Annotated in this window: 13 protein-coding genes; 1 reads left to right on the top strand and 12 read right to left on the bottom strand. The window is 64.2% G+C overall.

Translation table 11 applies throughout. The annotated features are described in order from the left end of the window. The first annotated feature begins 69 nt into the window (after positions 1 to 69). Positions 70 to 585 carry a DUF6265 family protein gene (locus ASN89_RS06165; protein ID WP_058048640.1) on the top strand — a complete coding sequence of 172 codons (516 nt, stop codon included), beginning with the start codon at positions 70 to 72 and terminating at the stop codon, positions 583 to 585. 42 nt (positions 586 to 627) lie between these two features. Here ASN89_RS06165 and ASN89_RS06160 read toward each other — a convergent pair whose 3' ends face one another. The 12 genes from ASN89_RS06160 to alr all read right to left on the bottom strand — a co-directional run bounded on the left by ASN89_RS06160 (position 628) and on the right by alr (position 13,018). After that, the gene (locus tag ASN89_RS06160) at positions 628 to 1,926 is read right to left on the bottom strand and encodes an NAD(P)/FAD-dependent oxidoreductase (RefSeq protein WP_058048639.1); all 1,299 of its coding nucleotides are present in this window, start codon (positions 1,924 to 1,926) and stop codon (positions 628 to 630) included. A gap of 15 nt (positions 1,927 to 1,941) precedes the next feature. Further along, complete coding sequence (locus ASN89_RS06155) at positions 1,942 to 2,457, bottom strand: hypothetical protein (protein WP_046684047.1); 516 nt, start codon at positions 2,455 to 2,457, stop codon at positions 1,942 to 1,944. 90 nt (positions 2,458 to 2,547) lie between these two features. Then, positions 2,548 to 3,312 carry a hypothetical protein gene (locus tag ASN89_RS06150; protein WP_058048638.1) on the bottom strand — a complete coding sequence of 255 codons (765 nt, stop codon included), beginning with the start codon at positions 3,310 to 3,312 and terminating at the stop codon, positions 2,548 to 2,550. 77 nt (positions 3,313 to 3,389) lie between these two features. After that, positions 3,390 to 5,045, bottom strand: a complete 1,656-nt coding sequence (locus tag ASN89_RS29770; protein WP_082654421.1) for a methyl-accepting chemotaxis protein — start codon at positions 5,043 to 5,045, stop codon at positions 3,390 to 3,392. A gap of 160 nt (positions 5,046 to 5,205) precedes the next feature. Further along, complete coding sequence (locus ASN89_RS06140; RefSeq protein WP_058048636.1) at positions 5,206 to 6,588, bottom strand: multicopper oxidase family protein; 1,383 nt, start codon at positions 6,586 to 6,588, stop codon at positions 5,206 to 5,208. A gap of 2 nt (positions 6,589 to 6,590) precedes the next feature. Beyond that, positions 6,591 to 7,964 (bottom strand): TolC family protein, encoded by a 1,374-nt coding sequence (locus ASN89_RS06135; protein ID WP_082654420.1) that lies wholly within the window; start codon positions 7,962 to 7,964, stop codon positions 6,591 to 6,593. Beyond that, positions 7,951 to 8,313, bottom strand: a complete 363-nt coding sequence (locus ASN89_RS06130) for a hypothetical protein (protein WP_058048634.1) — start codon at positions 8,311 to 8,313, stop codon at positions 7,951 to 7,953. Before ASN89_RS06130 ends, ASN89_RS06135 begins: the two co-directional genes overlap by 14 nt. Positions 8,314 to 8,424: 111 nt before the next feature. Beyond that, on the bottom strand, positions 8,425 to 8,844 hold the full coding sequence (locus ASN89_RS06125; RefSeq protein ID WP_058048633.1) for a hypothetical protein: 420 nt from the start codon (positions 8,842 to 8,844) through the stop codon (positions 8,425 to 8,427). Between the two features lie 41 nt (positions 8,845 to 8,885). Beyond that, positions 8,886 to 9,422 (bottom strand): hypothetical protein, encoded by a 537-nt coding sequence (locus tag ASN89_RS06120; RefSeq protein ID WP_058048632.1) that lies wholly within the window; start codon positions 9,420 to 9,422, stop codon positions 8,886 to 8,888. 117 nt (positions 9,423 to 9,539) lie between these two features. Further along, a complete protein-coding gene (locus ASN89_RS06115) occupies positions 9,540 to 11,114 on the bottom strand; it encodes a sensor domain-containing diguanylate cyclase (protein WP_058048631.1) in 1,575 nt (524 codons plus the stop codon). 142 nt (positions 11,115 to 11,256) lie between these two features. Next, a complete protein-coding gene (locus tag ASN89_RS06110) occupies positions 11,257 to 11,814 on the bottom strand; it encodes an NADPH-dependent FMN reductase (RefSeq protein ID WP_058048630.1) in 558 nt (185 codons plus the stop codon). 88 nt (positions 11,815 to 11,902) lie between these two features. After that, a complete protein-coding gene (gene alr, locus ASN89_RS06105; RefSeq protein WP_235501886.1) occupies positions 11,903 to 13,018 on the bottom strand; it encodes an alanine racemase in 1,116 nt (371 codons plus the stop codon). Between the last annotated feature and the right edge of the window lie 3 nt (positions 13,019 to 13,021).

The following is a 13,021-nucleotide window of genomic DNA, read 5'->3' as shown; positions in this document are numbered from 1 at the left end:
CAGGCCGCATCAGGCCAGAACACTGCCGGAACGCCCGAACCGCAGAACGATTCGACGACAGGAGACCGCATGCACCGATTGATCCCCACCCTGCTGGCAGCGCTGCTGGCCATGGGCGCCGCCCAGGCCGCCGACAACACCGTGCCGCCGCCGGAAACCGTCGACAAGCTGGCCTGGCTGGCCGGTTGCTGGAACGTCGACGGCGCCGAACCCGGTTCCGGAGAACAATGGAGCACGGCTGCCGGCGGCACCATCCTCGGCACCAGCCGCACCGTCAAGGGCGGCAAGACGACGGCCTTTGAATTCGTGCAGATCCGCCTCACCGAGCCGGGCCAGCTGGCCTACATCGTGCAGCCGTCGGGAGAGCCGCCCGTGATCTTCAACCTGCTGCGCCAGGACAAGCCGAATGAATTCATCTTCGCCAACCTGGACAATGACTTCCCGAGCCGCATCATCTATCGCCACGACAGCGAGCGCATCTTGCACGCCAGCATTACCGGCACCTTGAAGGGCAAGCTCACCACCATCGCCTTCCCCATGACGCGGGGCCGCTGCGAAGCGGCGCCAATTACGCGCAGCAAATAAGAAAGGGGCCTCGCGGCCCCTTTTTGATGGAATGGAAACGGCTTAGTGCAGCTTGACCTGCGGCGTGCTGCGCTTGATCAGGAAACGGCCCATGGCCATGACGGCCGTGCGCACGCTGCCCAGCACGGCATTGTGGTGCATCAGGTGCAGGCTGACATACATCATGCGGGCGACAAAGCCTTCGACGAACCAGCTCAGGCCCTTCAGCGAACCCATCAGCGTACCGACCGAGGTAGTGCGGCCAAACGACACGAGCGAACCGTAATCGAGGTATTCGTACGGCTTGGTTTGCGGCGGCTTGCCCTTCGCTTGCAGCAGGAACGTTTTCAGCAGGTAATCGGCTTGCTGGTGGGCAGCCTGGGCGCGCGGCGGCACCAGCTTGCCATCGGCCCCCGTGCAGGCGGCGCAGTCGCCCAGCGCGAAAATATTCGCATGGCCCTGCACATTGAGCATGCCCGTCACTTCCAGCTGGCCGGAACGGTTGGTCGGCAAGCCCAGGGTAGCGAGGAATTCCGGCGCGCGAATGCCTGCGGCCCACACGCAGATGTCGGCCGCATAACTGGTGCCGCTGGCCACCGTCACCTTGTCCGCTTCGATCGTGGTGACGCGCGTATCGGTCACCACCGTAATGCCATGCTGGTGCAGCAGTTTCGAGGCGGCAATCGAGACGCGCTCGGGCAGCGGCGCCAGAATGCGCGGCGCCCCTTCGAGCAGGGTGATGCGCACATCCTTGATGGCGTTGAGATTCTGGAAACCATACGCGGCATACACGCCGCTCGCTTCGCGCAATTCGGCCGCCAGCTCCACGCCCGTGGCGCCGCCGCCGATGATGACGATGTCGACGCCGGGATGGCCCGCGTCCCCTTGGCGCTGCTCGGCCATGGCCAGCAGTTTCAGCAGGGTCAGGCGGAAACGTTCGGCGTCTTCCGTGGCATTCAGGGAAATCGTGTTTTCCTTGGCGCCGGGCACGCCGAAGTAATTCGACGTGCTGCCCACGGCCAGCACCAGCTGGTCGTAGCTGACTTGGCGCTGCGGCAAGAGCTGCTCGTCCTTGTCGGTGGCGATGGCGCCCACGGTGAGGCTGTTCGACGCGGCGTCGAGCGCGATCAATGGACCATAGACATAGGTAAAACCATTGTCATGCGCCAGCATCTGGTACGACAGGCCCTCTTGATGAATGTCCAGGGTGCCGGCCGCCACCTCATGCAGCGACGGCTTCCAGATATGGTACAGGCGGCTGTCGACCAGGGTGACCTGGCCTGGGCCGAGCTTACGGCTGAGTTTGCAGGCCAGCTCCAGGCCGCCTGCACCTCCCCCTACGATAACGATTTTACTGTGCAAAGATCCTCCTGCTTGTTAATCCCTGTGCCCGTTGCCGTTGCCATTCCCGCGGCCATTGCCGTTGCCATGGCCTTTGCCCGGATGGTCATCATGCTTGTCGCGCTTGCCTTCATGCTTGTCATAATGCTTGTCGTAATGCTTGTCATGCTTGTCGTCGTGACGGCCGCGGTCGCCGTAATCGGGACGGCCATGGTCGCCATGCTGCTGGCGGTAACGGGGCACATATTGGTTGTTATACCAACTATCTTGGACGAAATATACCTCTTGGTTGCAGGCATTATACTTGCGGCAGTGCTTGGACCAGTGTTTGGCATGGCCGGGCGGCACGCGCAGGTAGATCGGACGGGCCGAATAGTATTGCGGACGCTGCACGATGACGGGCTGGGCATAGATCAGTTGCGGCGCGGGATAGTCGCCGATGTCGAGGCGTCCGTAAAAGCCTGGCTGGCCGACGGTAACGGAGACGCCGACCTGGGCGACGGCGGCGGTGCCTGCCGACAGCAAGACAGCAGCAAGAATCAGGGTTTTCATGGTGACACTCCTTTTAGTTATGCCATCATTGTAGACCTTGTGTGACCAACTGTTTGTTCGCAAGGACACATAAGGATTGCCGTGGCAATCTCACCACAGCTTGCCCAAGGGCACGACCAAGCCGCTGAACAGGGACCAGTCCGGCGACGCCGCCGTCAAGCCGCGTGCCATGCCGATGTCGATGGCCAGCCGTGGCGTGGGACTGTAGGTGGCGGCCAGCAGCAGCTGCGCCGTGGCCGGCGCGCCGCGCAAGCGCGTGCCCGACACTTCGGCCGTGGCGCCCCAGCGCTCGCTGACGGGCGTGGAAAAGGACGTCGCCCAGCCCGTTTGCACCCTGCCGGTATTCGGATCGGCTGCTCCCAGACGCGTGGCGTTCAGGTTGGCGTCCACGTGCACGGCGCCCAGGTCGCGGCTGACGATGCCGTTCAGCGACACGTCGCTCTTGCCGCTGCCGATGCTGTCCTTGGCCGTCGGCAATTTCCACCCCAGTTCCAGGCCCAGCGCCGTGGCGCTGTCGAGCAAGAATGCGCGCTTGAGCACGACCGTCGTGTCGCCCACGCCCGTTTCGCGCCGCCCCGTGTCATCGCGCGCACGCACGAATCCCTCGCCTTCGAGCAGCACGCCCCACTCGGGCGTGAACGCCAGCTTGAACGTGTACGGCAGGCTGGCGCGGCGCGTGTCGTCCGTTTTCGACAGCAAGCCGCCGGCCTCGAATTCCAGCTGGCCCGGCACGGGCAACTGGGCAGGACTGGCCACGGAAGGACGGTAAGGCAGGACTGGATCGCCCTGCTGCGCCTGCGCCACGGGCGCCAGGGACAGCAGCAGGGATAAGCAAAGCAAGCGGGGAGACGACATGAAAGATCCGTAAGTGGCAAACGCGCAATAGCGACAGCCTACCACCGCCGCGCCAATTGCGCCGGCGCCCGCCGCCTTCAGGCCAGGCGCCGCACGTCCTGCCTGGCGGCCTGCACCGACCGGCGCAGCGGCGTGACGTTGCTCGCTGCCGGCATGGCCATCTGTTGCGCCTGGGCGTGCAGACGGAATACGCCCACCAGTTCCGTCAGGGTCTGCGCCTGGTCCTGCAGCGATTCGGCGGCCGCCGCCGCCTCTTCCACGAGGGCCGCGTTTTGCTGCGTCACCTGGTCCATCTGCAGCACGGCCTGGTTGACTTGCTCGATGCCGGCGCTTTGCTCGGCACTGGCGGCCGTGATTTCCTGCATGATGTCGGCCACCTGGCGCACGCTGGCCACCACTTCATCCATCGTCTTGCCCGCGTCATGCACGAGCTTGGAACCGATTTCCACCTGCTCGACGGAGTCGCCGATCAGGGTCTTGATTTCCTTGGCGGCACTGGCCGAGCGTTGCGCCAGGTTGCGCACCTCGGACGCCACGACGGCGAATCCGCGTCCCTCTTCGCCCGCCCTGGCCGCTTCCACGGCCGCGTTCAAGGCCAGGATGTTCGTCTGGAAAGCGATGCTGTCGATGACGCTGATGATATCGACGATCTTGCGCGACGATGCATTGATCGATTCCATCGTCTGCACCACCTGCCCCACCACGGCGCCGCCCTTGCCGGCCACGTCGGACGCGGCGCCCGCCAGCGCATTGGCCTGGCGCGCATTGTCCGCGTTCTGCCGCACGGCCGACGTCAGTTGCTCCATCGACGACGCCGTTTCTTCCAGCGAACTGGCCTGCTCTTCCGTGCGTGACGACAAGTCGAGGTTGCCCTGGGCGATTTCGCCCGAGGCCGTGTTGATGGTATCCGTGCCCGAACGCACTTGGCTGACGATGCCCACGAGCTTGTCGCGCATGGTCTTCATGGCAAACAGCAGGCTGGCGCTGTCGTGGCTGGCAGTGCGGATATCGACAGTAAGGTCGCCCTCGGCGATGGCGCCGGCGATCCTGACGGCATACGCCGGTTCGCCGCCCAGCTGGCGCGTCAGGCCGCGCGTGATCAGCGCCCCCAGCGCCAGGCCGGCCGCCACGCTGCCCAGCACCAGCGCGATCATGAAACTGCGGCTGGCCTGGTACACGCCGGACGCCTGCTCGGCAGCCGCCTTGGCCCGTTCTTCTTTCTGCAATGACAATTTATCTAGCACGCCGTCCAGCTCGTCGGCATGCTGGCGCGTCTTGGCCAGCAGCGCCGTCAGCTGCGCGCTGCGCTGCGCCAGCGGTTCGGCCGCCGCCAGCGCCAGCGACTGCTGCAAGGCGCTCACATATTCGGCTTCAACGGTGGCGAAGCGGGCAAACAGCTCCTTGGCGGCCGGCGTGACGAACAGCGGCTGGGCCTTGGCCAAGTTGCTCCTGTTCTGTTCCAGGTATTTGGCGATATCGGCCTGGCGCCCCGCGCGCTCTTCGCTGGTGGTGGCCAGCAGGAAATTGCTGCGCGCCCGGCCCACCTTGATGAGGGCGATATTGGCTTCCTTGATGTACGACAGCCCCAGCAGCTCATGGTTGTACATCTGCCCCGCCATGGTGTCGATCTTGCCCATGTTGAAGATGCCGATGCCGGCCACGATGGCCCCCATCAGCGCCACGCAAAAGAAGGCCGCGAGCAGGCGCGTCCCCACTTTCATTTGATTCAACATGTTTCCTCCTGGACAAGACGGTAGCCAATAATTTAAGCGTATGACTTGAATATAAGGAAAAAACAGGCACTAAAATGCTCGGATTGTCACTAAGCAATAATTCCTTGATCTAAAGCAACATGTCCCGGAGCTTGCCGTGCTAGCAAGCCCCGGGGGAACGTCAATGCCCGCTGTGTCCGCCCGGCTTGCGCACCGTCATCTCCACGCCACCTTTCACCACCTGCTTGCCCGCGCCCTGCCCGCGCACCGGTTCCGGCAAGGCGCCCGTCCATTCATAGGCCACGCTGCCGGCCGGATGCTTGTACCAGCCCGGGTCGCGGTAGTCGCCCGGTTTCTGGTCCTTGCGTACCTTGACCGTGGTAAACATGCCGCCCATGCCGATGGCGCCGAACGGGCCGTCGCCGGCCATCATCGGCAAGGTGTTGTCGGGGATGGGCATCTGCATCTCGCCCATGTCGGCCATGCCCCGTTCGCCCATCACCATGTAGCCGGGCACGAGCTGGTTGATCTTTGCCGCCACACCTTGGTGGTCGACGCCGATCATGGTCGGCACATCATGCCCCATGGCGTTCATCGTGTGGTGCGACTTGTGGCAGTGAAAAGCCCAGTCGCCCAGGTCCGTGGCCGTGAATTCCACGGCCCGCATCTGGCCCACGGCCACGTCCGTGGTGACTTCGGGCCAGCGCGATTCGGGGCGCGTCCAGCCGCCATCCGTGCCCGTCACCTCGAATTCATGGCCATGCATGTGGATCGGGTGGTTCGTCATGGTCAGATTACCCACGCGCACGCGCACCTTGTCGCCCTGGCGCACAACCATGGGGTCGATGCCCGGGAAGACGCGGCTGTTGAAGGTGAACAAGTTGAAATCTGTCATGGTCATGATCTTCGGCGTGTAGCTGCCGGGATCGATGTCATAGTTGCTGAGCAAGAAGACGAAATCGCGGTCCACCTTCATGAAGTTCGGGTCTTTCGGGTGCGTCACCCAGAAACCCATCATGCCCATGGCCATCTGCGTCATTTCATCGGCATGCGGGTGGTACATGAAGGTGCCGGGCCGCTTGGCGACGAATTCATAGACGAAGGTTTTACCGGGGGCGATGCCCGGCTGGGTCAGGCCCGTGACGCCATCCATGCCGTTGGGCAAACGCTGGCCATGCCAATGCACGCTTGTGTGTTCCGGCAATTTGTTGGTGACAAAGATGCGCACGCGGTCGCCCTCCACCACTTCGATGGTGGGGCCTGGCGACTGGCCGTTATAGCCCCACAGGTTGGCCATCATGCCGGGCGCCAGTTCGCGCACGACGGGTTCGGCCACCAGATGAAATTCCTTGACGTTGTTGTTCATGCGCCAGGGCAAGGACCAGCCGTTGAGGGTGACGACGGGGTTGTACGGGCGCCCGTTCGGCGGCGGTGGCGGCGCCTTGGTGTCGGCGCCAGCCATGCTGACGGCTTCCGGCAACGACGCCGCGCCGACTCGGCTGACGGCTGCGGCACTGAGGGCGACGGCGCCCGCGTTCATGAAAAAGTTTCTACGTGTAATCATTATTATTCCTTGTTGGCTGGGCCGCTGCCATTGATGGCGCCTTGCAGTTCGGTTTGCGCGATCCAGAAGTCGCGCTGGGTTTCGATGGCGCTGTTGACACTGGCGACCTGTTCGCGCGCGTCGGCCAGCAACTCGAACACGCTGGCCAGCATGCCGTTGTAGCGCAGCAGCACCTCGTGCGAGATCGTCTTGCGCAGCGGCACGACTTCATCGCGGTAGTGACGCGCCAGGTCGTAGGCCGTGCGGTAGCTGGAATACGCCTCGCGCACTTCCGAGCGGGCTTTGACAGCCGTGCCTGCCGTGCGCTGCAGCGACTGCTCGTACAAGGCTTGCGCCTTGGCATTGCGCGCCGAGCCCCAGTCGAACAACGGCAGTTCCAGCGACACTTCATAGCCGTTTTCGCGCGGCGCCTCGCTGCTGCTCTTGTTGGTGTAGCCCACGTCGAGCACGTTGACGAAGCCCGTCACCTTGGACAAGCCCAGCGCATCGGCCGTCGCATGCGCATCAAGTTTGCTCATCTGCACGTCGAGGCGCTGCTCCATCGCTTGCGCCTCGATATTTCCGGCGTCCGCCGCCTGGGCCGGCAAGTCGGGCAAGCGCGACGGTAAAGTAAAACTGGTCTGCTTGCCCCACAGGCCCAGCAGCCGCGTCAGGTGCTCGCGCGTGGCCGTGGCCTGGTGGCGCGCGCGCGCCAGGTCGCCGACGGCGTCCGCGTAAAACACTTGCTGGCGCGCCTGGTCGAGGCGGCTCCAGTTGCCCGCCTGCTGCAAGCGCGTGGCCAGTTCGGCGCCCGCCTCGGCCGACAACAGCGCACGCTGCATGAACGCTTCCGTCTGCACGGCGGCCACGGCGTTGAAATAGGCGCGGCGCGTATCGGCCGCCAATTGCACGGCGCTGCCGGCGGCCTGCAGCTTGGCTTGCTCGAAACGGCCACGCTCGATATTCACGCGCATCGGCATGGTCAGCAAGCCGGCCAGGTCGAAGCTGACGCCGCGGTCGATTTCATTGCCGTTGCTGCCGTGCGAGCGGCCGAACGACAGGCCGGGATTGCGCAAGCGCCCCGCTTGCACGAGGTCCGATTCGGACGCACCCAGTTCGGCCAGCGCCACTTTCATGCCGTGATTGTTCATCAGGGCGATGCGCACGGCGCTGTCGGCGTCCAAGGGCTGGGCCAGCAGGCTGGCCAACTTTTCCTCGCCGCCCTTGTCCGCCAGCGCTGCGGGGGCGCCCGTGCGGGCGTCGGCCAGCGCGGACACCGTCTGCATGCCGCCATCCTGGCTGAAGCTGGCGCAGCCGCTGAGCAGCAGGACGGCCGCCAGGGCCAGCGGCGTGAGGCCGTACGAGTTCTTGAAACGCGCCATGTCAGTGTCCTTCATGCTGGTGGTGCTGATGTTGCGGGGCAGGCTTGGCATCCGGCTTGGGGCTGGGCTGAGCCATCGGCATCTTGTGCCCTTCCATCTCGTGTCCTTCCATCTTGTGGCCATCCATTTTCATCATGCCCATGTGGCCGCCGGCCTTGCCGACTTTGTCGTTGACGGCACGCCAGGTCTGGTCGGGCGTAGCCTCGTCCTCGGTGGCGGGACGGTAGCCGGCAAAGGCGGAGCGGTAAGTGGTGGCCGGCACGGATGCTTGCGCCTCTTGCGGGGAGGACGGGGACGGCGACGGGGATTGCGCTGCGGCGGCCAGCGGCAGCACGGCCAGCGCAAGGCTGAACAGGTATTTCATGGTATTCCTTGAATGACAGGGTATGGCGCGGCGGGCGCGACTGGAACGCTGGCGCGGCCGGTGCAACGTGCAGGGACGTGCGACGGCGGCACCGCCAGGTTCAACGGGCGGTCAGGCGGAGCGCGTGCTTCTCGGGGGACGTTCGGGACCAGGCGGGATATGCCCGGCGAACAGGGACTCGGGCGCCAGCGCCGGAGGCGGCGCGCGCAGGGTCAAGGCGTGCAAGACAGGCATGCCTGGCGGCGCCGTGGCGCCCACGGTACACGCGCCGTGGTTGCTGCAATCGTGGCCGTGGTGCGTGGCGCCGCCATCGTCCATGGCCATTTTCATCGGCTGGTCCTGCATGTGCATGCCGGCCATGTCGCCCATGTCGTGGCACTGGGGCGCCTGCATTGCCTCGACGGCGACCGTGAACGCCAGCTCGTCCACGCAGCAGCTGCGCATGGCCGACGCAAAGCCCTGCAAGGGCAGCGTGACGGCTAGCAGCCAGAGCAGCGAGCGGGCGAGAAAGCGGAAAAAGGCACGGTTCATGGCACAACTATAAACCTTCCCACACGAGGAAGGTCAAGCCCCTATTTACGGACGTAGCCGTGCGTCAGCCAGATGACGTAGGCACCGTAGTAGCCCTGCCCTTCGAATATGACCTGACCGTCGGCAAAGGAGACTGTCTGCACTTCATTGACGATGAAATACGCGCGGTTGTCCGCCGCCTCCACGTCGCCCCAGTAGCGTGGAACCTGACTCCGGTAGCCGCTGGCTCGCCCGATCGCGTCCATTAAATCGCTGATCATGAAGTCGTACAGCATGTCGGCCAGCAGCTGCCGGTGGCCCGCCAGCATGGCCGTGATGTCGGGATAGCCCGCTTCCTTCAGCGCGGGCAAATCGCTTTCCTCGTCCTGCAGGTCGTCTTCGCGGCAAGTCTGGATAAAACTGTTGAACGGCTCGTCGAGCAGTCCCGCCAGCGCCGCTTCCGGCACGCTCAGGCGGAACGGATGCAGCGGCAGCACGCTGTGCTGGCCATAGTTGAGTCCGCGGCAGCCGAGGAAGGCCAGCGGGTGCGGCTGTCCAGCGACTTCGCAGCGGATGCCAGGTGCTTGCTCAAACGTCATCAATATCCTTCCCTACCATGCCCGTTGTCCTCGTTGTAGCTGATCAGGGTCACATGGTAAGCGCTGGCGGGCAAAGCGGACAGGCTCAGATGCAACAGAAAACAGCGGATCAGTTTATCAAGCAGGCTCCGTGATGCCCACGCAATTGCGCCCGTTTTCCTTGGCTACGTACAGGGCCGCATCGGCGGCCAGCAGCACGGCGTCCGTGGCGCCCGCCTCCTGTTCCGACGACACGACGCCCAGCGAGACCGTGATGGGACCCGCGCCGGGAATCACGGCGGCGGCCACCCTGGCGCGCAGGCGCTCGGCTACCTGCAGGGCCGCGTCAAGGTCGGCGTCGGGCAGCAGCATGATGAATTCATCGCCGCCATTGCGGCACAGCACGTCGGCATCGCGCGAACAGGCGCGCATCAGCTGCGCCAGGCGCAGGATGACGTCGTCGCCCACGGCATGGCCCCACTGGTCGTTGACTTGCTTGAAATGGTCGATGTCGATGGCGATGACGGAAAACGGCCGCGCCTGCGCCTGCCAGACCTCCAGCGCCGCAGCCATGCCGCGCCGGTTCGACAGGCCCGTCAGCGGGTCCGTCTGCACGTCGGTCTTCAATTTGCCGATCTTGTTCTGCAATAACATCAGCCCCTTCAGCAAGGCTTTCTTGATCTGCGCCGCCTCCACATACCAGGCGCGGATGCCGGCGATGTGCTCGGCCGTGCCGGGCGCATCCATGCGCCGCGCGCCGTCGGCCAGCTGCATCAGGGGGCGTGAAATCAGGCTGGCCAGCCACCAGATGAATGGCAGGCTCAGCAAGGCGATCGGCAGCGAATGCCATACCGTGTCGGCCATCAGCTGGTTCAGCGGGGCCAGGGTCATGGCCGTGGGACGCTGCGCCACGATGCCCCAGCCCGTCGACGGCATGACGGCGTAGCCAGCCAGCATGTCCACGCCCAGGCTGTTGTGCATGCGCCGGTTGCCGCCGCCCTGCTGCGCGATGATGTTGTCGATGACGTCATTCTTGCCGGCCAGGTCGCCCAGGCGCTCGGGGTCCGGGTGGTACAGCAGGCGCCGGTTCTGGTCCACCACGTACAGGTAGGAGCCGTCGCGGTAGTAATGCTGGCCCAGCATGGTGTACAGGATGTTTTTCTGTTTCAGGTAGATGCTGCCGCCCACATAGCCGAGGTAGCGGCCATCCTTGCCAAGGATGGGATGCGAAATGAAGACCACCAGGTTGCCGGCCGAGGAGACGTACGGCTGCGTCACCAGCGGTCGCCGCTCGCGTAGCGCCTGGATGGCGCCGGCCGAATCGAGCGTGCGGTTTTTCAGGGCCAGGGTTTCCGGCGACACGCCCAGCACCTTGCCGTCCGCATTGACGATGAGCACGGAATTGAAGCTGTTCGTTTGCAAACGCAGCCGTTGCGCCTCGTCCGTCAGCCAGGCGTCGTCCCCCATGCGCGATGGCAGGCTGCCGGCGCTGTAGGCCAGTTGCTGGCGCGCCGACTGCAGGAAATCCTCGGCCGTGCTGGCCAGCTTGCTCGCATACGCGTGGTTCGCTTCGAGGGTGGTGTCGATCAGCAACTGGCGCTGGACGCTGTAGCTGGCATAGAAGGTATTGGCGAGGGACACCAGGGCGCTGGCAAAGGCCACGAGCACGATCAAACGGCGCAAATTCATGCGCAGAACAGGTTTAGTCCACATGGAGTCGGCAAGATTTGGAAAGTATTGCGCTAAAGAAAGAGCGCATTATACCGAGACACCCGTGCCAATATTGAAATATTGGCATCCATGGTCAAAGAAAATGTACTAGCGGCAACGCAGAACGCTGCCGCTTTGACCTACATCAAGCGTGGATCGCGTGCTTGCGGACCCAGTCCACATAGCGCTGCATCCAGCTCTGGAAGAAACCGAGGCTGGCCGGGCCGATGCCGCCATGCTCGTCAAACAGGCCGTCCTTGGCCTGAATAAACATTTCGGGCTGTCCCAGCAGCGGCACGTCAAGGTAAGCGAGCACATTGCGCAAATGCTGCTGCGCCAGGGCCGTCCCCGTGGCGCCCACGGACACGCCGAGCACGGCGCCCGGCTTGCCGCCCCACACGCTCTGGCCATACGGACGCGAACCGTGGTCGAGGGCATTTTTCAGCACGCCGGGGATCGAGCGGTTGTATTCGGGGGTGAGGAAGAGCAAGGCTTGCGAAGCGGAAATGTCGGATTTGAGGCGCAGCACCTGCTCGGCCTGCGCGCCATCGTCATCCTGGTTATACAGCGGCAAGTCGCCGATTTCGATGTGCTTGAAGGAAAATTCGGGCGGCGCCAGCTTGATGATGGCGTCAGCCAGCTTGCGGTTGAAGGAATCCTTGCGCAGGCTGCCGACGATGATAGCAACGTTATATTGACTCATATAAATCCCCGATCTTGGTAAAAGAATAGCCCTGGAGTGAAGCTCACTACAGGGCTATCTTGCCACACAATCATGGGTTTCGCGCTGTTTAGCGTGCGCCAGCCAATCCCTGGTATTCGCGATAATAGCGTCCGCCCAAATTGGTCAACACCTCGTAGCCGATGGTATTGGCCATGGCCGCCACGGCGTCGACCGGGTGTTCGGCGCAGATCAGGTCGACCAGGCTGCCCGGCGCCACGCGCTCCTCGGCGATGGCGCTCACGTCGAGCGTGATGGAATCCATCGAGATGGCGCCGATCTGCGGCACTTTCACGCCGTCGACGATGGCCAGGCCCTGGTTGCTCATGCTGCGCAGCCAGCCATCGGCATAACCGACGGAAACAGTCGCCACCTGGCGCGGCTCGCTGGCCGTGTAGCGGCGGCTGTAGCCCACGTGGTCGCCGGCGGCAATCGTGCGCGTCTGCAGCACCTTGCCTTGCAGGCGCACTACCGAGCGCAGGGGATTCGGTTCGCCGCCCTGCGGCCCGATGCCGTACAGGGCCGCACCGGGGCGCACCAGGTCGAAGTGATAATCGGGCGACAAAAAGATGCCCGAGGAATTGGCCAGGCTGGCGCGGTATTGCGGCAAACGGGCGCGGATGGCGAGGAAGCTGGCCAGCTGCTCGCTATTCATCGGGTTGCTGCGCTCGTCGGCGCAAGCCAGATGGCTCATGAGGTAGCGCACTTTGATGCCATCAAGGAAGTGTTCGTCCAGCAGCCAGGCGTCGATTTCCTGCGGCGACAAGCCCATGCGCGACATGCCCGTGTCGACCTGCACATTCGCTTCCAAGGTTTTGCCCAGCGCCTTCGCATGCGCGCGCCAGCCAGCCACCTGCGGCTCGCTGTTGAGCACGGGAATCAGGCCATGGGCCGTGAATTCGCCTTCCGTGCCGACGGGCGGACCGTGCAGCACGAAGATGTCCGCGTCCGGCGCCACGTGCGGGCGCAGGCTGATGCCCTCTTCCAGGTGCGCCACGAAGAAATGCCGGCAACCTTCTTCATACAGGGCCGCGCCCACTTGCGCGGCGCCCAGGCCATACGCGTCGGACTTGACGACGGCCGAGCAGGCGGCCGGGTGCGCCTTGTCGCGCAGCAAGCGGTAGTTGGCGCGCACGGCGTCCAGATCCACCGTCAGGATGGCGCCGCTACGTTCCTTTGGAGGCATGCT

Source organism: Janthinobacterium sp. Ant5-2-1, from assembly GCF_001445815.1.
In the GTDB taxonomy this organism is placed as follows: domain Bacteria; phylum Pseudomonadota; class Gammaproteobacteria; order Burkholderiales; family Burkholderiaceae_D; genus Janthinobacterium; species Janthinobacterium lividum_E.
This window is presented reverse-complemented; position numbering and strand designations above follow the sequence as displayed.